At 53.0% G+C, this 18,430-nt stretch carries 19 protein-coding genes and 1 pseudogene; 4 read left to right on the top strand and 16 right to left on the bottom strand.

Going from position 1 to position 18,430, the window contains the following annotated elements:
• Both ACXJJX_RS06705 and ACXJJX_RS06710 read right to left on the bottom strand, forming a co-directional pair.
• A pseudogene (locus ACXJJX_RS06705) lies at positions 1 to 229 on the bottom strand (indolepyruvate ferredoxin oxidoreductase subunit alpha); the annotation flags it as partial.
• An 85-nt stretch (positions 230 to 314) separates the two neighbouring features.
• Positions 315 to 1,556 carry an MFS transporter gene (locus tag ACXJJX_RS06710; protein WP_456433428.1) on the bottom strand — a complete coding sequence of 414 codons (1,242 nt, stop codon included), beginning with the start codon at positions 1,554 to 1,556 and terminating at the stop codon, positions 315 to 317.
• Here ACXJJX_RS06710 and ACXJJX_RS06715 point away from each other — a divergent pair.
• Positions 1,555 to 2,241: a hypothetical protein gene (locus ACXJJX_RS06715; protein ID WP_456433430.1), complete on the top strand. Its 687-nt coding sequence runs from the start codon at positions 1,555 to 1,557 to the stop codon at positions 2,239 to 2,241. The genes ACXJJX_RS06710 and ACXJJX_RS06715 overlap by 2 nt on opposite strands.
• Positions 2,242 to 2,251: 10 nt before the next feature.
• On the opposite strand, the gene ACXJJX_RS06720 is transcribed toward ACXJJX_RS06715, so the two are convergent.
• The 9 genes from ACXJJX_RS06720 to queD all read right to left on the bottom strand — a co-directional run bounded on the left by ACXJJX_RS06720 (position 2,252) and on the right by queD (position 9,802).
• Entirely contained in the window at positions 2,252 to 2,722 is a 471-nt protein-coding gene (locus tag ACXJJX_RS06720; protein ID WP_456433432.1) for a chemotaxis protein CheX, read from the bottom strand.
• Between the two features lie 66 nt (positions 2,723 to 2,788).
• Positions 2,789 to 3,925: an ABC transporter permease gene (locus ACXJJX_RS06725; RefSeq protein ID WP_456433434.1), complete on the bottom strand. Its 1,137-nt coding sequence runs from the start codon at positions 3,923 to 3,925 to the stop codon at positions 2,789 to 2,791.
• Positions 3,922 to 5,076 (bottom strand): ABC transporter permease, encoded by a 1,155-nt coding sequence (locus ACXJJX_RS06730; RefSeq protein WP_456433436.1) that lies wholly within the window; start codon positions 5,074 to 5,076, stop codon positions 3,922 to 3,924. Before ACXJJX_RS06730 ends, ACXJJX_RS06725 begins: the two co-directional genes overlap by 4 nt.
• A complete protein-coding gene (locus tag ACXJJX_RS06735) occupies positions 5,045 to 6,727 on the bottom strand; it encodes an ATP-binding cassette domain-containing protein (protein ID WP_456433438.1) in 1,683 nt (560 codons plus the stop codon). Before ACXJJX_RS06735 ends, ACXJJX_RS06730 begins: the two co-directional genes overlap by 32 nt.
• Before the next feature lie 44 nt (positions 6,728 to 6,771).
• Positions 6,772 to 7,731: an HlyD family secretion protein gene (locus tag ACXJJX_RS06740; RefSeq protein WP_456433440.1), complete on the bottom strand. Its 960-nt coding sequence runs from the start codon at positions 7,729 to 7,731 to the stop codon at positions 6,772 to 6,774.
• Positions 7,732 to 7,734: 3 nt separating this feature from the next.
• Positions 7,735 to 8,127 carry a YkgJ family cysteine cluster protein gene (locus ACXJJX_RS06745; protein ID WP_456433442.1) on the bottom strand — a complete coding sequence of 131 codons (393 nt, stop codon included), beginning with the start codon at positions 8,125 to 8,127 and terminating at the stop codon, positions 7,735 to 7,737.
• Positions 8,124 to 8,804 (bottom strand): 7-cyano-7-deazaguanine synthase QueC, encoded by a 681-nt coding sequence (gene queC, locus ACXJJX_RS06750; RefSeq protein WP_456433444.1) that lies wholly within the window; start codon positions 8,802 to 8,804, stop codon positions 8,124 to 8,126. Before queC ends, ACXJJX_RS06745 begins: the two co-directional genes overlap by 4 nt.
• Positions 8,797 to 9,453, bottom strand: coding sequence for a radical SAM protein (locus tag ACXJJX_RS06755; protein WP_456433446.1), 657 nt, complete (start codon positions 9,451 to 9,453; stop codon positions 8,797 to 8,799). Before ACXJJX_RS06755 ends, queC begins: the two co-directional genes overlap by 8 nt.
• A complete protein-coding gene (gene queD / locus ACXJJX_RS06760) occupies positions 9,425 to 9,802 on the bottom strand; it encodes a 6-carboxytetrahydropterin synthase QueD (RefSeq protein WP_456433448.1) in 378 nt (125 codons plus the stop codon). The genes ACXJJX_RS06755 and queD overlap by 29 nt, the downstream gene beginning before the upstream one ends.
• A 139-nt stretch (positions 9,803 to 9,941) precedes the next feature.
• Here queD and ACXJJX_RS06765 point away from each other — a divergent pair, with 139 nt between their 5' ends.
• The 3 genes from ACXJJX_RS06765 to ACXJJX_RS06775 all read left to right on the top strand — a co-directional run bounded on the left by ACXJJX_RS06765 (position 9,942) and on the right by ACXJJX_RS06775 (position 12,693).
• A complete protein-coding gene (locus tag ACXJJX_RS06765; protein ID WP_456433450.1) occupies positions 9,942 to 10,316 on the top strand; it encodes a PilZ domain-containing protein in 375 nt (124 codons plus the stop codon).
• 99 nt (positions 10,317 to 10,415) lie between these two features.
• The gene (locus ACXJJX_RS06770; protein WP_456433452.1) at positions 10,416 to 11,834 is read left to right on the top strand and encodes an aminopeptidase; all 1,419 of its coding nucleotides are present in this window, start codon (positions 10,416 to 10,418) and stop codon (positions 11,832 to 11,834) included.
• 4 nt (positions 11,835 to 11,838) lie between these two features.
• The gene (locus ACXJJX_RS06775; RefSeq protein ID WP_456433454.1) at positions 11,839 to 12,693 is read left to right on the top strand and encodes a tRNA (adenine-N1)-methyltransferase; all 855 of its coding nucleotides are present in this window, start codon (positions 11,839 to 11,841) and stop codon (positions 12,691 to 12,693) included.
• Here ACXJJX_RS06775 and ACXJJX_RS06780 read toward each other — a convergent pair.
• The 5 genes from ACXJJX_RS06780 to ACXJJX_RS06800 all read right to left on the bottom strand — a co-directional run bounded on the left by ACXJJX_RS06780 (position 12,601) and on the right by ACXJJX_RS06800 (position 18,331).
• Entirely contained in the window at positions 12,601 to 13,284 is a 684-nt protein-coding gene (locus ACXJJX_RS06780) for a rhomboid family intramembrane serine protease (protein ID WP_456433456.1), read from the bottom strand. The genes ACXJJX_RS06775 and ACXJJX_RS06780 overlap by 93 nt on opposite strands.
• Positions 13,285 to 13,290: 6 nt before the next feature.
• A complete protein-coding gene (locus ACXJJX_RS06785; protein ID WP_456433458.1) occupies positions 13,291 to 14,682 on the bottom strand; it encodes a sensor histidine kinase in 1,392 nt (463 codons plus the stop codon).
• Between the two features lie 151 nt (positions 14,683 to 14,833).
• Positions 14,834 to 15,859, bottom strand: coding sequence for a tRNA preQ1(34) S-adenosylmethionine ribosyltransferase-isomerase QueA (gene queA / locus ACXJJX_RS06790; RefSeq protein ID WP_456433460.1), 1,026 nt, complete (start codon positions 15,857 to 15,859; stop codon positions 14,834 to 14,836).
• Between the two features lie 12 nt (positions 15,860 to 15,871).
• Positions 15,872 to 17,143, bottom strand: a complete 1,272-nt coding sequence (locus ACXJJX_RS06795; RefSeq protein ID WP_456433462.1) for a TolC family protein — start codon at positions 17,141 to 17,143, stop codon at positions 15,872 to 15,874.
• Positions 17,144 to 17,179: 36 nt separating this feature from the next.
• Positions 17,180 to 18,331 (bottom strand): methyl-accepting chemotaxis protein, encoded by a 1,152-nt coding sequence (locus tag ACXJJX_RS06800; RefSeq protein ID WP_456433464.1) that lies wholly within the window; start codon positions 18,329 to 18,331, stop codon positions 17,180 to 17,182.
• Positions 18,332 to 18,430: the final 99 nt, after the last annotated feature.

Consider the following 18,430-nt stretch of genomic DNA (forward strand, 5'->3'; position numbering starts at 1 on the left):
CCGCCCCGGCGGCCGCCACCTCCATGGCCACCTTTTCGTTGACGGAAAACTCAAAAAACAAGGCCCCTTCTCGGGAGACCTGGAAAAGGGTGTTGGCAATCTCTGAAGAAGGGGTTCCAGGATAGGCCGCCGCCAGACCCACCCCGGCCTCAAGGGCCCCTCGGGCAATGGCTTCGTTGCCCAGAAGGAGTTGCTTGCTTCCTGGTTGATCGACAAGCAGTGGATGCATTAGGGCCTCCTTGGCTTTTATTTTCTTGGCGCTCCTTTTTAAAACGTGACCATGAAGGGTGTCAAATCCTTAAAACCTCTCTGGTTTAAGGAGATACTCTTTTAAACAGGGCCTTTTGGGCTAAAGGGACGAGGAGGAGGCCGGGGAGGGCCAAGAAAAAGGTCAGCAAGAAGAAACTTGCGTAGCCGAAGGATTCGGCTAACCAGCCACTTATAGCCCCGGAGATCGATCTAGTCAGGGCGAAGAAGGTCGAGAGGAGGGCATACTGGCTGGCAGCTGTGTTTCGATCACACATGGCCATAAGATAGGCCAAAAAGGGAGCTGTCCCCAGACCACCGGTGAAGCTCTCCAGAGCCGAGGCTGAGTAAACCAGAGCCCTTGTCGCCCCGGCCGCCGCTGCCAGGGCGTAGCCCAGGTTGGAAAGGGCCTGGCTGGCCCCAAGGACAACGAGGCTTCGGCCAAGGCCAATCCGGCTAGTGATAACCCCTCCAACTAGGGCCCCGGTTATGGAGAGGGCAGTTCCCAGAGAGCCGGAAATAAGTCCGATTTCTGCCCGCGAGAACCCGGAATCTACCCAGAACGGATGAACCATGGGGCCCATAGTAGTGTCTCCGAGTTTAAAAAGAAGGATAAAAAGACCTGCGGGGATGATCCCGGGACGGCTTAGCAGATCTTTAAGGGCCGAGGACACTGTCTGCCTGACGCCACTGCGTTTCTGAGGGGGGCGGATATTATCTCCACTTATCCTGGAGGAGAGAAGGGGCATAAGGGCCAGAAACAGGGCGCCGAAGAGAAAAAAGACCTCTTTCCAGGAAAAGATTTCACTGGCGGCCACCAGCCCTCCTCCGGTAAGGATAAGGGCAAGTCTGTAGGCAGCTACCCGGATTCCGTTGGCCACCCCTAGTTCTTCCTCTTTGAGGATAGTGATGGTTAGACCATCAATGGCGATGTCTTGATTGGCTCCGGCAAAGGCTAGCAACACTAGGGCCCCAATTAATACTCCGGCAAGGGGCCAAAGACCTAGGATTAGGGCGGCCCCCATGATCATCAGCCAGCTGGCCATGATCCAGTGGCGATACTCTCCCAGGCTGTCTACCAGATAGGCCCAAAGAGGTTTGGCGCTCCAGAAAAGGGATAAAAGGGAAAGGAGCCCTATTTCCTTAAGCCCTACCCCCTCAAGCCGTAAAAAGACAGGCATGAGGACGAAAAGCAACCCGAAGGGGGCTCCCTCAGCAAAATAAAGTCCGGCCACCAGCAGGGCCTTTGAAGGTGAAAGTCCTCCCCGCGGGGCTTTTCTGGGTCCTTTTTTGTGATATTTTGTCTCCATGAGACACACCTTTTTAGCCGCTCAGTGGGTAGCTGAGGCCCTGGAAAGATACCGTAACCGGCCCCCGAAGGCGACTATTAAGGGCAAAAGGATCGTTTTTTCTGAAAGACACTACTTGGCCGCCCTTCTTCACATCTACGTCGGAGGAGGACTTTCCATCTCCCATGTGGCTAACTTGGCCGGTCTTTCTATTGAAGAGCTTCGTTTCCAGAGGACCCAGATAGACTTTCTTACCTTGGCTGACTATCTCAAGACAAAGTTCTCCGAGTGGTATCGAGAGATGCTTCAACTTGAAGACTTCAGCCTGGAGGCCTATGCTGCTATCGCCTGGGAGTTCAACCTCCTTGAAGAGATGGTTCGCTCTCAGATTAAGATCCCGCTTCTCCACCGCCTGAAGATCTTAGCCTACGACATAGACGATTATCTCAAGGGGGGCAAGGCTCCTGATGAGTACGACCGGCGTGTCTTCCGCCGGCTCTTTACCTTCTTCCGCCTCATTGAGGCCATCCGACCCACCCTGACCAGTCGTCTCTTGGAAAGAGACATGGTTCCCTTGGCTCGGAAGTCCCTTGGGCAGGAACTCGGAGAGGTCCTTTCTTGGCGTCTGCCAGAAGATAAGACCCCAACCCTTTTTTCAGATCTTCTTATGGATATCAGAGAAGCGACCCATAAAGCCCTATCTTAGGGGGCCTTGACTAGTCGCTCAGACAGACCTCCACCGTAAAGTCTCCGGCTTCGGTGGAGAAGGGGATGGCTAGCTTTGGGCCACTGCAGAGGTGCTTAATAGTATGGCCCTTTCCGGTGACGATGGTGGGGATGGAGGCCGAAAGGTTGAGCCCTTCCTTCTGAAGAATCTGGCGGGCATTGCCGCAGATCATGTTGGTAAGCTCTCCAACGGCATCTTTGACCTCTTCAGTTATGCCATCGTAGCTCTCTCCTAACATATTGGAGAGGATGTGGAGGATACAGGGTTCGGTGAAGGTGATAGAAAGAGATCCTTCTTTGTCTCCAGTAATTCCGATGATACCGGTGATATCTCCGGTGGCGGTACCGTCTTTTTTAATGTAAGGCTTTCCGGGCTTGGCCTCGGTCATGGCCATGGTCTTTAAGACGTTTACAGCTGCCGAGAGAAAAGGGTTTATATAACGGACGTCCATCCGGGGCATACCGTGATCCTCCTTGTTCTTCCTAATCGAGTATTTAATCGGCAAGGAATCTAGAGAGCTTAATCGTTAGAACTGGCGGCGGAAACGATAGGCCCCAAAGGCAAAGATCCCTAACCCCAGGGCCACCATACCTAAAAACTCTGACCAGAGAACCTTAAGCCCTGTGGCCTTAAAGAAGATACCGTAGGTGATGAGGATATAGTAATGGAGGGGAGAGAAGACCATCAACTGTCTTAGCCAAGCCGGCATGGCCTCTGGGGGGGTCCAGGTTCCAGAGAGGAAGATGATGGGGGCAATGGCGATAATGGTCAAGAGGCCAACCTGGGCCAGGTTGCGGGCCAAAGTGGCAATAAACAAGCCGTAGCCGCAGGAGGTAAAGACGTAGAGTCCGGTAGCCAGGAAGAAGAGCCCTAAGGAACCCCTCAAGGGGACCTGGAAAACCGGCAAAAGGACGAATCCGATTGAGGCCGCAGTCCCCACCAGAATGACCACGGTCATGGCTAAAACCTTGGAAAACATGATCTCTAGGGGGCTGAGAGGGGAGACGAGAAGTTGTTCTATGGTTCCTCGTTCCTTTTCTCGAACCATGGCCGCCGCTGGAAGGAGCATGGTCAAAAGGGTGATTACGGTGAGGAGTTCGGAGACCGACATAAACCAGGACTCCCTCTGGTTAGGGTTGAACCAGACGCGTTGATCACTTCTTATAAAAGGGAGTCTCTCTATGTCTTCCTCCTTTAGACCAAGCCGATCAAAGGCCTGATCCTGGCTAAATTGGGCTACTATCTGGCCGCCATAGCTGGCCGCCAGAAAGCCAATGGCCGAGTTACTGGTATCAACCAACATCTGGACTGAGGTCCTCCGGCCGGCCAATATATCCTCCTCAAAGCCATCAGGGATATCTAAAACAACCATTACCTCCCCCCGTTCTAGTAGCCGAAGAGCTTCAGCCTCTTCTCTGATCTCGCCAGAGAAGATGAAATAGGGAGCTGTAAAACGGTTAGTTAGCTCTCGAGAATGATTGCTTCGGTCGCGATCTAGGGTCTGAAGGAGGGCGTTTCTCAGGGAGATGCTTACCCCTGAGCCCGCAATATAGACATCGAGCAGGAAGAGATAGACGGTGGCAATGATCAGGGCTGTATCCCTCGTGAGCTGAAGAAGTTCCTTGACTGTTAAGACATATACCCTTCGGGCAGTCTTTTTCATCTTTTGACCCGCTTGTGGAAGAGCTTGTATCCGAAGGCAAGCATGATGATGGCGTAGATAACAATGGCCCCAAAATCCTTGATAAATACCGACCAGGGGCTGGCCTTGAGGAAAGTCCCGTGAAGGATGGCCGTGAAGTACATAGAGGGAAAGAGTCGGGCCTCGATCTGCCCGGCCCTATCAAGACAGGAGACCGGGACCAGCATTCCGGAATAAAGAAAAGAGGGGATCATGGTGGCCACCATGGCGATCATGATGGCGGCAATCTGGCTCCGAGCAAAGGTAGAGATTAAAAGCCCAAGGCCAGTACTTCCGGCCACATAGGCCACCGCTGAAAGATAAAAGAAGGAGAAACTGCCCCGAAAAGGGGCCTTGAATATGTGGATCGCCAAAAGCCAAAGGACCAAAGCATTGAAGCAAGAGATGGCAAAATAAGGGAAGAGCTTTCCGATGACAAATTCCAAGCGACTGATAGTTGAGGAATAAATATTATAGATGGAGCCGGTTTCCTTCTCGCGGACGATGGCTACAGCCGTAAGGAGAGGAGGGGTCATCAGAAGGACCATGCCGATCAAAGCCGGAGCAATGGAATAGATGCTTTTGACCTCCTGGTTAAAGAGATAGCGGACCTGTAGCCTTACGGGATTGATCAGATCTTCGGCTACCTCTGGGGTAAGTCCCAGCCTCTGGCCGAGGTAGTCCTTTAGTTTTTGGCGGTTGATAGTTCCGTTGATGGCTGCCAGATAACCTTTGGTCATTTGGGCTCGGTAGGGGAAGATCCCATCGATAATTGCCTGGACGTGGGCTGCTTGGCCCCTGAGGAGGGCCTTTTCAAATCCTGGGGGAACGATGATCACCACCCGAATTTCGCCTTTGACAAGTCTCCTTAAGGCTTCGTCTTCCTGCTGGTAGACTCCTCTGAGGGAGAAATAACGTGACTGGATAAAACGATAGAGGTAATCTCGGCTGCTGGGGCTGCCGTCCTGATCCACAATGGCCAGAGGAATGTTTTCTACATCCAGGGATAGTCCGTAACCAAAGAGGATCATCAGGACCGAAGGCACCAGAAAGGCCATGGCCAGAAAAAGAGGATCACGTCTGATCTCAATGATTTCCTTATTAACTAAGGCCTTGATCCGACGCCATTTCATTTCTGTCTTCTTCGGCCATGATGTGATAGACAAAGACATCTTCCATGGTGATCTCTGCGGCCCTAACCCGTAAGCCCTTCTCAAGGCCAAGGAGCTCTCTGATTTTTCCCGGCCCTTCGGCTCCGACAAAGGCCCTTACCGTGGCCCCGTAGAGACTAGCCTGAATCCCCCCGGCTTTTAGTCTTTTTAGCACAGCGAGTGGGTCTGGGGCCAGGATGCTTATCGGTTGACCTATCCGTTGTTCCACCTGTGCCTTTAGCTTTTGGGGGGATCCTTCGGCGATAATCCGACCATCGTGCATAAGACAGAGGTGATCACAGTATTCGGCTTCGGTCATATAGTGGGTGGTCACCAGAGCAGTGATCTCCAGTTCTTTGGCCAGAAGCCTGATAATTTGCCAAAAGCGTTCTCTTCCCGGGGGATCGACTCCGGAGGTGGGTTCATCGAGAAAGACAACCTGCGGACGGTGGACAATGGCACAGGCCAGGGCCAATCTCTGCCTTACCCCTAGAGGGAGCTCAGCTGTTCGGCGGTCTTCGTAGCCTTTGAGCTCACAGAGATCGGCTAGATCTTGAAGGATTCTTCTCTCCTGTTTCACCCCGTAGATACCGGCATAGAGCCAGAGGTTTTCCAGGGCGGTGAGGTCCTGATAAAGGGAAAAATTCTGGGACATGTAGCCGATCCTTTGACGAATCCGGCGTCCGGAACCACTCATCTCTACCCCGGCCACAAGCCCCCATCCCTGGGTGGGGCTGACGAGTCCACAGAGCATCCGGACAACAGTGGTCTTCCCGGCTCCATTGGGACCTAAAAGGCCAAATATCTCTCCGGCTTCAACCCTGAAGCTGACCTTGTCGACAGCCCGAAAGGAGCCGAAATCTTTAGTAAGCCCCCGGGCCTCGATGACCGGCCCTCTAATGACTTTGGTTCTTTTTTTCTCGAAAGAGGGAGGCAGCCTTAAAGACCTTCTGGATCTATCCGGCGAGAGCTTCCGAAAACACTCCTCCAGATCCTCCTCTGCCAGATCTTCGGGGCTTCCTTTGGCAATTATTTGTCCAGAAGAGACCAAGGCCAGATCGTGAAAACGCTTGGCCTCATCGAGATAGGCCGTAGAGATAATGGCTGTAATAGCCTTTTCAGCTACCAATTCGGCGATGATCCCCCAGAGTTCCTGCCGGGAGAGGGGATCGACTCCAGTGGTGGGTTCATCAAGGATGATCAGCTCTGGTTCATGAATGAGGGTGCAGGCCAAGGCGAGCTTTTGCTTCATGCCTCCGGAGAGGGCCTTCATCTTTCGGCCTCCAAAGGGGACCAACCTGGTTGTTTCAAGGAGTCTTTGGCGCCGCAGTCTATATTCATCAGGAGAGACGAGCCTCAGCTCAGCAAAGAAGCGCAGATTTTCTTCAACGGTTAGTTCCGGGTAGAGATTGAGCCCCAAGCCCTGGGGCATGAACCCCAGACGTTCCTTAATGGTCTCGGCGGCTGCTTCAGAGACCAAGGGTGTCCCCATAACGATAACCTCTCCTCGGTCATAGCTTAGGATTCCAGCAATGATCTTAAGGAGGGTGGTCTTGCCGGCCCCATCAGGACCAATGAGGCCAAATATCCTTCCTCTTGGAATCTCAAGATCTATGCCCTGAAGGGCGGTCACCTTCCCGTATTTTTTAACAAGATTTTTTATGGAGACCGCACTTTTCACGGCAGAGATTGGGGCCAGGAGGCCTTAGGCGAGACCCTGATCAGGGCATCGGCCGGCAGACCTGGAGTGAGCAGATGATCGGGGTTTTCTCGGAGGTAGAGCTTTAGAGCGTAGACCGTTTTAACCCTTTCGGCCCTGGTCTGGACCTCCTTAGGGGTGAATTCGGCCCGCCGGGAAATATAGCCTACCCAGGCCGGAAAGGCCTTATCTGGGAAGGCATCAACATAGATCCTGGCCTCTTGGCCCAAGGCAAGAAGGCCAATTTGCCTCTCAGGCACATAGGCCTTGAGATATATTCCGTCCAGATCAGCCATGAGACAGATGGGACTTCCAGCCGAGACCATCTCTCCGACGTTGGCGATCTTACGCAGTATAGCCCCAGAAATGGGGGCCTTGATTCGGGTATAGTCCAGGAGGGCTCTGACCTCGGCTAGAGCCGCCTGGGCCCCGGAGATGGCCTCCCGGGCCGCCTGAAGCCCCTTTCGGGCTGCCTTCAGATCGGCCTTGGTGCTTCTGAACTGAAGTTCAACCCGCTCAAACTCTCCTTGGGAGACGATACCCTTTTGACGAAGGCTAACATAGCGCTGGTAGTCTTTCTGGGCCTTATTAAAGGCGGCTTCTAGCTTCTCCAGGTTCGCCTGGGCTATTTGATAGCGGGCTCGGGCCTCGGCCAAGACCGCTTGAGCCTGTCTTTCTCGAGCTAGCAATTCGGCGTCTTCCAGTCGGGCCAGAAGGCTTCCCTGTTTAATCTCCTGGCCTTCGGAGAAGAAGATTTCCTTGATCCTCCCTGGTACTCGACTGGCTACGGTAACAATTTCAGCCTCCAGACGTCCACTGGCAAAGACAAAGCCCTCCGGTACCCGGGCCTTTTCCCGCTGATAGTAAATACTTCCAAAGGCGGCCAGGAAGACGGCCAGGAGTATGCCAACAATAGCCAAAATGCTACGGGCTCTCATCGCCTAGCCATCAATCTTTTGCAGGCTCTCCCTGACAAAGGAGCAGACCTCCTCATAGCTGGCCTCGGGATCGAATCCTGGGCAAGTGCTGGTAATGGTCTGGTAGTTTTCAAAAGACTCTAAGATGGCCGGATGAAAGGGCCACCTTCGGCAGTGATAGGGTTTTACCGGATGGATCTGGCAGAGGGATTGTCGGGAATCATAGAAAACACAGTGACCGTCTACAGTCTTCATCTCCACCCGCTTCCCACGAAGGCGGCAATATCTCTCTAAAAAAGCCCTTTTTTCTAGTTCCAAAAAGCGGGCAATCCTTTCCTGCTCGGTAGGACTCAAGGAGACAGTACTTTCTCCCTGGCAACAGAAACCACATCTTTGGCATTCGAAGACCTTTTTCACGAATCCTCCTTCAGATAGGCAATGGGATCCATGACCCCGACTTCAGCAAAGCCTTTAAGCCTTAAAACGCAGGATTCGCAGCGGCCACAGGCCAGGTCCTCCCTTTCGTAACAGGACCAGGTCAGATGAAGGGGGGCCTTTAGCTTCAACCCCAGACGGATTATCTCGGCTTTGCCCAAATGGATAAGCGGAGTGACAATAGTAATTTTAGTCTCTGGTTTGGTCCCCTCCTCAATGGCCCTATTGAAGGCCTCAAAAAACGAGGCCCGGCAGTCCGGATAGCCTGAAAAGTCCACCTCTGTGGCCCCGATGAAGATCCAACCGGCCCCGATGACCTCGGCCCAAGAGGTGGCGATGGCCAAAAGATGGGCATTGCGGAAGGGGACGTAGGTGGTAGGGATTCCCTGGCTTGGGGCCACCTTGGGTAAGGGAATCTTTTCGTCGGTAAGAGCTGAGCCGCCGATATCTTTAAGGTAGCCAATATCGGCAACCAGACGGCGTCCCACCTGATAAAAGTTGGCAATCTCTTCAAAGGCCCGAAACTCCCGGGCTGCTGTTCTCTGGCCGTAGGTTACGTGGAGAAAGGCCAGTTCATGGCCTTGGCTGGCCGCCAGAGCGGCAGTAACACAGGAGTCCATTCCTCCGGAGACAAGAACCACGGCTAGTCTTTCAGACACCTCGTTTCTCCCCCCAAAGTATTTTGTGAAGCTGGATCTGAAACCTCACCGGCAGTTTATCCTCAAGGATCCATTCGGCAAGCTCTACCGGATCCAGGGCCTTGAAGACTGGGGAGAAGATCACCTCTAGTGTCCCGAAGAGCCCGAGTTCTTCCGCCACCTGACAGGCAAAGTAATAGTCTTCTCGGTTGGCGATTACGAACTTGACCTGATCCTGAGGGCCAAGAAGGCCGATGTTTTCATAGCGGTTATGTTGGCTCATTCCGCTTGAGGGACATTTAAGATCAAGTATTTTAATTACCTCAGAGGGCACCTCTTTGAGACTCTGACTTCCGTTGGTTTCAAGGAGAACTGTAGCCCCATTCTTGAGGAAAGCCTCCATTAAATCCAGAGAACCTTTTTGAATAAGGGGTTCACCTCCGGTGATCTCCACTAATCCTATCCCCACCTGTTGCCATTCATCGAGGATTGCCTCAAGGTCCATCTGTCGGCCTTCTTTCCAAGCCCAGGCCGTATCACACCAGCGGCAACGTAAGTTGCACCCCGAAAGTCTTACAAAAAAACAGGGATATCCGGCCCTGTTGCCTTCCCCCTGAAGGCTATAGAAGATTTCGGCCACCTTAAGGGTTTGGCCCATGGTAGGTGACACAGCTCCTCGGGGTCTCACAGACGGTGACGGATCCCACCTTTATGCCCGGCCGGTTAAGGCGCCGGCCCATCTCCTCAAAGATATAAACGGCGATGTTTTCTGAGGAAGGATTCTTCTTCAAAAAGGGTTTAATCTCGTTTAAGTTGTGGTGATCAAGGGTCGCGAGGACCTCTCTTAGGGCCTTTTTGGCTTCCCGGAAGTCGATCCCCATCCCCAGATCATCAAGTCCCTGACAGAAAATGGCCACTTCTACCAACCAGTTGTGGCCGTGGGGGCGTTCACAGTTTCCGGGATAATCTCTCAGATGGTGGGCGGCGGAAAATTCGTCTTTGACCTTTATCTCAAACATCCGGTCTCCTTCCTTAACCATTGTTGATTCTGGCTCCGAATACTATAAAGATTACATATTCCTCCTTTGGGGCCAACATCATTAGAATCCTCTGTTGGAGGAAGTCAGCACTTGAAGAGTTTTCGGGGAGGGCTGTCAGATGGAAAGGCGGCGGTTTACCAGAGTCCCCTTTGAGACAGAGGTGGAGGTCATATACGGAGACCGTTGGCTTAAAGCCCAAAGGCTGAAAGACATTAGCCTTAAAGGGCTTTATATTGTTAGCCGTGAGTCTCCTCCTGTGGGTAGCCCTTGTCTGGTTAAGGTGAGGCTTACCGGGGCTGAACCCCCCATTGAACTCAAGTTTACCGGAGAAGTCGTTCGCCACGGTCCAGACGGCTTTGCCATAGTCGTTTTAGAGACGGATCTTGAAAGTTTTTCCCATCTGAGAAAGCTTCTTTCTTATAACTTTGAAGATCCCGAGAAGATCGAGGCCGAGATAAGCAGGTTGTTGAACGGTCCTGCCAGTTTCAAATAGGTATCTTCCCGGTTTTCAGAAGTTGAATCTTTTTTGAAGATGTCCATAATAAAAAGTTTATCATTTTTTAATCTTAAAAAGATTTAAGGAGGGTCAGCTGTGCCCAAAAGATCTGCCAAAAAACTCTATGAAGAGACCAAAAAGAGGCTTTTCCAGAAGAGGCCCCTTGGTTGGGATCAACTGAGGGGGCGGGAGGAAGAAGTTTTTAGTTATGCTGAGGGCTACCGGAAATTTATCTCTGAGGTGAAGACTGAACGGGAATGTGCGGCCTTTGTCATCAAACGGGCCGAAGAGGCTGGTTTTGTCTTCGCTGACAAGGCCGGCCCCCAAGACAGCCGGCTTTTTTTTACCAATCGCGGCAAGGCTGTAGCCTTGGTGGCTCGAGGTGAAAGGGGACTTTCTTCCCTTAAGCTCATTGCCTCTCATATTGATTCTCCCCGCTTGGATCTCAAGCCCAACCCCCTTTATGAAGAGCTAGACCTGGCCTACTTGAAGACCCACTACTATGGGGGAATCAAGAAGTTTCAATGGGTGGCTCGACCCTTGGCTATCCACGGGGTAGTGGCCAAGGCCGATGGTCGGAAGATAGAAATCTGCCTGGGGGAGGACGAAGGACCGGTCTTTTGTGTCAACGATCTTCTGCCTCACTTGGCTCGCAAGGCTCAAGGGGAGAAAAAACTCTCCGAGGCCATCCCCGCGGAGAAGTTGAATGTCCTTTTTGCTGGTCTGCCTTTTCCAGCCGAAGAGGGGCTTGGCGAAAGGATTAAACTGGCGGTCCTGAAGATTCTATCTGATCGTTTTGGTCTGGTCGAGGAAGACTTTGTCTCTGCCGACCTTGAGGTTGTTCCTGCCGGTCCGGCCAGGGATGTGGGGCTGGATGGGGCCTTTGTCGGAGGCTATGGCCAGGATGACCGCATCTGCGCCTATACCTCTCTGACAGCCCTTCTTGAGGCCCAAAGGCTTCCGGAGACAGCAGTCCTCCTTTTTCTGGACCGCGAGGAGATCGGGAGCGATGGCAATACTGGGGCCAAAAGTCGTTTTCTGGAACTGGTTCTCTCCAGGATGCTTCGTCTCTGGACCGACGCTCTAGAGGCCGATCGGATTCTTGAGCTTTTTTTCCGTACCCGGGCCATCTCGGCTGATGTTACCGCTGGCCTTGATCCAGACTGGCCGGAGGTCCACGAGAAACGCAACGACGCCAAGGTGGGCCGGGGAGTGGCCATAAGCAAGTACACCGGCCACGGAGGCAAATATGGGGCTAGCGAGGCCCATGCTGAATACATGGGCTGGCTGAGAGGAGTGCTCAATAAGGCCGGGGTCGTCTGGCAGGCTGTTGACTTTGGCAAGACGGATGAAGGCGGAGGAGGCACAGTGGCCAAATACTTAGCCTTCCAGGGGCTTGATATTGTGGATATGGGGCCGCCGCTTCTCTCTATGCATTCTCCTTTTGAGATCTGCCACAAGGCCGATCTCTTTGAGACATACCGAGCCTATCGGTCCTTTCTGGAGGCAGAATAGCCCCATGGAGGAGACAATCCGCGAGGGAGATTGGGTCCTGCTGGTCTCTGGAGGGAGAAGCTATCTTCTTAGGGTCGAGAGGCGGTCCTTCCAGACCCATCGCGACAGTCTTGACCTCGGCCAACTCCTTGGCCGGCGTTTCGGGGAGGTCTTCCAGGGGAAAAAAGGGGAGCCCTTCTTTGCCCTTCGGCCGACTATCTACGATCAGCTCATGAAGATCCGTCGGGCCACCCAGATCATCTATCCCAAAGACATCGGCTATATCTTACTCAAGCTCGGGGTTGGCCCCGGAAAGACTGTGGTCGAATGCGGCACCGGCAGCGGCAGTCTTTTGCTGGCCCTGGCTTGGGCGGTAGGGGATAAGGGAAGAGTGATAACCTACGAACGCCAGGAGCGTCATCTCCAGCTGGCCCGGGAGAATGCCCAACGGGCCGGGCTTGAGGGGCGGATCGTTTTCAAAGGCCCGGAGGTTGAGCCCTTTGAAGAAGAAGAGACTGCCGATGCCCTTTTCCTTGATCTAAAAACTCCCTGGGAGCTGATCGCCTCGGCTTGGCGGGCCCTTAGAGGCGGATCCCCTATTGGCATCCTTGTGCCTACGGCCAATCAGGTATCGGAGACCTTAAGGGTCTTGGAGAAGTATCCTTTTTGTTCCCCGGAGGTACTCGAGATCATGATACGTTTCTATAAGGTCAATCCGGAGAGGTTTCGTCCGGAGGACCGGATGGTTGGCCACACGGGCTATCTCATTTTTGCCCGTAAGGTTTACTCATCCCCTTCGGCGCCAAGCCAGGAAGAAGATCAGGACCGCTCCGGTGACGAATCCTCCGATGTGGGCCCACCAAGCGACTCCACCGCGTAGTTCTCCAGGAAGAAGCAGGGCGAAGGTGCCGCTTAGGAACTGAATTAAAAACCAGAGAACAAGAAAGACAAAGGCCGGAATCTCGACGATAGTGAAAAAGAAAAAAATAGGCACCAGGGTTAGGACTCGGGCCCGCGGAAAAAGCATTAGATAGCCCCCCATGACCCCAGATATGGCCCCGGAGGCTCCGACCATCGGCAGGCTTGAGAAGGGGTGGGCCGTAAGCTGAGCAAAAGCCGCCCCCAGGCCACAGAGGAGATAAAAGGCCAGATAACGACCATGCCCCAGACGGTCTTCGACATTGTCGCCAAAGATATAAAGCATCCACATGTTGCCAATAAGATGAAACCAGCCGGCATGGAGGAACATGGAACTGAAGAGAGGAAGAAGCCAGGCGTCAAAGGCTAACGGATCCACCTGACGAATATAGTTGAACCTCGCCGGTATCAGGCCATAAGTCTGAATAAGGGCCTCAAGGGCATTATCCCCTAGGCTTAACTCGTAGACAAAAAAAGCAACATTTAGGCTTATCAAGAGATAGTTTGCTGCCGGAAAGCGTCGTGAGGGGATATTATCCCGTAAGGGAATCATGAACTTCTAAAAACCGTCTTCTTTACTGGGGCCGGGTTCACTTTTGAGGGGGAGGACAAAGAAAAAATTGTTTCCCAGGGGCTTGGGTTCATAACCCACCACCCCCCCATGGACCTCGACTACCTTTTTTACAAAGTGGAGGCCATGGCCTGTGCCCGGTTCGTTTTCGATGTTATCTCCTCGATAGCCCTCTTCGAAAATCTTGGCCACGTCTTCTTCAGAAAGATGAGGGCCAGTGGTGAAAACATTGAACTTTATTCCTGGTTTGCCCGGACCGAAGAAATCCGGGATGATCTCCCGACCAAAGGCCATAAACTTGACCTTTCGGCCGCCATCCTCCACCTCGCGAGTGTATTTTTCGGCGTTGGAGAAGAAGTTGGCATAGACCTGAGAGAGGAGCCCGACATCTACTGCCAGGGGGATGTCCTCGTTCTCTGGTATGCCTCCCAAGCGGTTATCTATTTGAATGCCCCGCCGTTTAAGCCTCTTTTCGTAGCGTTCGAGCTGAGGGGCAATAACCTCCCGGTAAAACCGACAGGGCCTCTTTCTTAAGACTAGCTCGCCCCGTTCAAAGTGATCACGCCGGAGAAGGGTCTCTAAGAAAAGGCTGGTATTTTCGTAGTGCTTTTCGATCTCCTTGATCTCGTTTTCTATCTGGCGTCGGATGTTTGAGATCCCGGCGGCCAAGCGTTTTATCCTCTCAAGTTCAGGATTGCTTTGGTAGAGTTCTTCCCTTAAGGCAGATTCAAGCTCGGTTAGCCTTTTGAGTTCCCGGCGGAGCCGATTGAAGAAGATCCGGTAGCGAAGGTTGGGAACAATAACATTGTGTTCGATATCGGCCACCAAGTTGTTGATGAATCTTAAATGGCGGATGTTTTCGGCTGCAAGGATTTTGTTGTGGAGATTGTAGCCGATCCGATTGGCGTACTTTTCAAAGAAGAGCCGATCTTTTTCGTTCATCTTCTCCGAGGGGAAGGCCTCAAGCATCCCGATGATCTCCTCGGCCTGATGAAAGGGAAGTTTGGTTATCAGGCGGCGGTTGCCGCGGATGGGGCAATAAAAAGAACCGTTTTTCTCGTAAGGGGCCTCAGAAAGGCAGATGGTCTTGGGAGCTATAGTACCGCTCGGCATAAGTCCCTTTTGGCTATCGGCCACCAGATAGAGACGACCATCACGGGAGAGAATATACAGACGGGACTCGTAGCCCAGAAATTCCCGGGGGATGGTCACACAGATCCTGTAAAAGTTATCCAGGGTTTCATATTCTTGGGCCAGATCAAAGAAGGCCCTCAGGGCCCGGCCCTGGATGTGGCTGAAGGCATATTTTTCATAATCGCTGATTTTTTGCCTCACCCTCTGGACAATTGGTTCTAAGTCCTTGGCGACTTCCTCTCCCATGGCCTACCTAGCTTTATCAGACAGTCTCCGACAGGGACTCCCCACCCCGGTTTTTTCTAAAAAACTCCACACCCACCCTTTAGTCTGCTAATCTCTTGATTTTCTACCGAATAATCCCTCTTTGTCAAATAAAAGGTTCCCAAATTTGTTTTTAGAAAATAAGCATGGCATCACCATAGGAAAAGAATCGATATTTTCGGGCAATGGCTTCAGCATAGGCCGCCATGATCTTTTCCCTACCGGCAAAGGCGGAGACCAAAACCAGCAGGGAGGAACGAGGGAGATGAAAATTGGTGATCAGGTGGTCGACGATCCTAAATTCAAATCCTGGATAGATGTACAGATCACACCAGCCCTTGGTCGCCTTGAGATATCCTTCCCGGCCGGCATACTCCAAGGTCCTCATGGTTGTTGTTCCGCAGGCAAAGATGGCCCGGCCTTCTTCTTTGGCCTGATTGATGATTTGGGCCACCTCCGGGCTAACTTCTATGTATTCGGAGTGAATCCGGTGGTCTCTTATGTCTTTTGTCTTAATGGGAGCAAAGGTTCCATAGCCCACATGAAGGGTGATCGAGACGCAAAGGATGCCTCTGGCCTCAAGGCTCTGAAGTAATTCTTCTGAGAAATGGAACCCAGCTGTAGGAGCGGCCACGGCCCCGGGGCGTCTGGCGAAGGCCGTCTGGTAGCGAAAACGGTCCTCAAGGGTGTCCGGACGTCGGATATAAGGGGGCAGGGGAATATGACCTATCTTTTCGATGATCTCTAGAAGATCTCCTGGGGCCCTTAATTTTACCAGGACTTGGCCTCCATCTTCTACTTTGATGATCTCGGCTGAGAGCCCCTGGTCAAAAAGGAGCTTCAGGCCGGCCTTGGGCCTGCGGCCACGAAAAAGGGCCGGGGTCGGTACTCCTGGGTGAGGAAGTTCAAGGAGGAGAATCTCTACCCGGCCACCGGTCTCCTTGTGGCCGATGAGACGGGCCGGGAAGACCTTAGTGTCGTTGACCACTAAAAGGTCTCCGGGAGAAAAATAATCAATGATCTCCCGGAAACGGCGGTGTTCCAGGCTTCCTGATCCTCGGTGGAGGACCAGGAGGCGCGATTCCTGACGCTCCTCAGGGGGATACTGAGCGATGAGCTCCTTGGGAAGTTCATAATCGTAGTCTTCTATCCTAAACATAAAATGACTAGCCTAGTTTTGGCCTTCTAGTTTAAAAAATCTTTCAGCTGCCGAGGGAAGACGGCCGCTTAGCCTCTCTAGCCTGAAGCGGACTACCTTCTCCTCAAACAGGGCCAGAGCGTAATCACTTTCGGCTTGCGAGAGGTAGGTCTGGGCATCGAGGAGTTCAACCATACTGCCGGCCCCAACCTGGTATCGGCCCAAGGTAAGATCATAGTTCTCCCGGGCATGGGCCAGGGCCTCAGAGGCGGCTTTGATCTGGGCCATTTTCTCCTGCCATTGGTAATATGTCTTTTCCACCTCCTGACGGATTTCAAGCCTAAGATCAGCAATCTGGGCCTCGAGGCCTTTTAAGCGGGCCAGGGCTTCTTTAAGACGCCCTCCCTTCTCCCCGCCAGTAAAAAGGGGCCAGGTCAGATTTAGACTGGCCCGCCAGCGTTCCTTGAGAGGGAAGTGTTCGGCAATCTCCCCGTAGCTGGCCTCACCATAAATTCTGGGGCGATACTCGCTCCGGATGGCCTCTAGTCTATGGCGGGCGTCTTCGAGGGAGGCCTCGAGGGCTTTTAAGGTCTGATTATTGGCCAAGGCCAGGTCGAGTAAACCTTTAAAGTCGATCCTGGTCTGTGGTTCTTTAAGCTGGCCCTCAAGCTCCTGGGCCAGCCCAAAGACACCAACGGCCCGATTAAGATCAACCCAGGCAGTCTTGAGGCGGCTTTGGGCCTTGATGAGGGCCTGTTTGCTTCGGGCTAGGTCAACCCGGGCCTGGGTGAGATCTATCTTAGGACGGCTTCCCAATTCGTAAGCAGTTTTGGCCTGGGCCAAGTGGACCTGGGCGCGCTGGAGATCCTCTTTACGGTAATTCTGGAGCTTTTGGGCGTAGAGAACTTGATAATAGGCAGTCTTGACGGTCTCTATAACTTCAAGCACAGTGGCCAGAAGCTCCCTTCTTTTGGCCTCGCTACCTGCTCGGCGGGCCTTAAGTAGGGAGCGGCGCTGGCCGAAATCGGCGATCTCCTGGCGTACAGTCACTGACCAGGACCAGGAATCCCGACGAAAGGTGGGGGCATTCTCATGAGAAAGGCCCCCAGAGGCCTCGATCCGAGGAAGATAGCTGGCCTTTTGCTGGGCAATCCTGGCCCTCTCGGCCTGCCATTCCTCCAGAGAGGCCTTGATACGTGGGTTGTGTTTGAGGGCCAGATCAATGGCCTCTTTGAGATCAATGGCCTCAGAGGCAACCGGTATCAGGGCCGTTAAGAAAAAGATGAGCCAGCTAATCAGACGCACAGCCCATCTTTTACCAGACCCCCGCTTTCAGACAAGCTAGACCTTAAGCCCTCGGACCATTTTTTCCAATCGGTGAGACTGGCTTCGTAAAAATTCCGCCCGTTTGGTGAGCTCTTGAGCTTCCTTAAGGTTTTGGGCCGCCTCCTGGCTCAAAGTCTCTATATGAATGCGGACCTCCTCGGTCATCTGACTGCCGTTGTGAACCTGATGGTTTATCTCCTGGTAGGTGGCCGTCTGTTCCTCCACGGCCGTGGCTACAGTATTGGCCGCATCCTGCATTCTGGATGTTCCTTCCACGTTGGCCTCCACGCTTTTAACAGCCCGGTTTACCTCCTTGAGGATGCCTTCGATGATAGGGGCGATTTCTTCGGTGGCCTGGGCTGTCTGGCGGGCGAGCTCCTTGACCTCACCGGCCACCACGGCAAAGCCCTTGCCGGCCTCTCCAGCCCGGGCAGCCTCGATGGTGGCGTTTAGGGCCAGGAGGCTTGTTTGCTCGGCAATGGAGCGAATAAGCTCAATGACTGAGCCGATCTTTTGGGTCTGTTGGCTTAGGTGGGTGATGATCTCCCGAGTCTCATCCATACTTTGGGCCAAATCCCTCGCCACCCCGGCAGCGGTGGTGGTATTTTGAGAAATTTCCCGGGTGGCGGCCGCGAGGCTTTCAATCATCTGAGACGTCTCCTTCATGAATTCGACCAGTCGTTCCGTCTCTCCTATGGCCGTTTCGGCGACGGCCACCGAATGCTTGGCCTCGGAGAGCATCTGGCGGGCCAAGGTGTCCAGGGATCCGGCCGCTCCGTCGACCTCTTTAGCCGAATTTCTCACCTGGCCAACCAAAGAGGTAATGTGATCCAGAAAACGATTGAAATGATCGGCTAAAAGGGCGAGCTCGTCCTTGCCTCTGACCTCAAGCCGCGAGCTCAGATCTCCCCTGGACATCTTTTTAAGGAGTTCCACTAACCGGTCTATAGGATCAAGGATGGAGTGGCTTAGGGCCAAACCTAGAAGGATGATGCCTGTCAGCGAGAGCCCCAGGGCTACCAGAGAAATACTAAAGGTCTTGGAAACAATTTCCTGGCTTTCCTTGACCAAGGTGGCCGTTCTTGAACCGAGATCCTTGGTTTCTGTTCCCAGAAAGGCCTCAAGTTTCTTAAGATCATTGATGACCTTCTTTTGGCTTGATGCCACCTTTTTCTTGATAGCTATGACGGTTACCGCCGCATCATCCAGATCATAAAGAGAGTTAATTATTTCTTTAAAAAGAAGGGCCTCTTTTGGGCTTAGACG

The sequence above is a fragment of the Thermosulfuriphilus sp. genome (assembly GCF_054026695.1).

Excerpts from the sequence above, each read along its gene's own strand:
- ACXJJX_RS06715 (WP_456433430.1), top strand. The coding sequence starts at position 1,555 with ATGAGACACACCTTTTTAGCCGCTCAGTGGGTAGCTGAGGCCCTGGAA.
- ACXJJX_RS06725 (WP_456433434.1), bottom strand. The coding sequence starts at position 3,925 with ATGAAAAAGACTGCCCGAAGGGTATATGTCTTAACAGTCAAGGAACTT.
- ACXJJX_RS06730 (WP_456433436.1), bottom strand. The coding sequence starts at position 5,076 with ATGAAATGGCGTCGGATCAAGGCCTTAGTTAATAAGGAAATCATTGAG.
- ACXJJX_RS06720 (WP_456433432.1), bottom strand. The coding sequence starts at position 2,722 with ATGCCCCGGATGGACGTCCGTTATATAAACCCTTTTCTCTCGGCAGCT.
- ACXJJX_RS06780 (WP_456433456.1), bottom strand. The coding sequence starts at position 13,284 with ATGATTCCCTTACGGGATAATATCCCCTCACGACGCTTTCCGGCAGCA.
- ACXJJX_RS06710 (WP_456433428.1), bottom strand. The coding sequence starts at position 1,556 with ATGGAGACAAAATATCACAAAAAAGGACCCAGAAAAGCCCCGCGGGGA.
- ACXJJX_RS06775 (WP_456433454.1), top strand. The coding sequence starts at position 11,839 with ATGGAGGAGACAATCCGCGAGGGAGATTGGGTCCTGCTGGTCTCTGGA.
- ACXJJX_RS06785 (WP_456433458.1), bottom strand. The coding sequence starts at position 14,682 with ATGGGAGAGGAAGTCGCCAAGGACTTAGAACCAATTGTCCAGAGGGTG.
- queA (WP_456433460.1), bottom strand. The coding sequence starts at position 15,859 with ATGTTTAGGATAGAAGACTACGATTATGAACTTCCCAAGGAGCTCATC.
- ACXJJX_RS06740 (WP_456433440.1), bottom strand. The coding sequence starts at position 7,731 with ATGAGAGCCCGTAGCATTTTGGCTATTGTTGGCATACTCCTGGCCGTC.
- ACXJJX_RS06765 (WP_456433450.1), top strand. The coding sequence starts at position 9,942 with ATGGAAAGGCGGCGGTTTACCAGAGTCCCCTTTGAGACAGAGGTGGAG.
- queD (WP_456433448.1), bottom strand. The coding sequence starts at position 9,802 with ATGTTTGAGATAAAGGTCAAAGACGAATTTTCCGCCGCCCACCATCTG.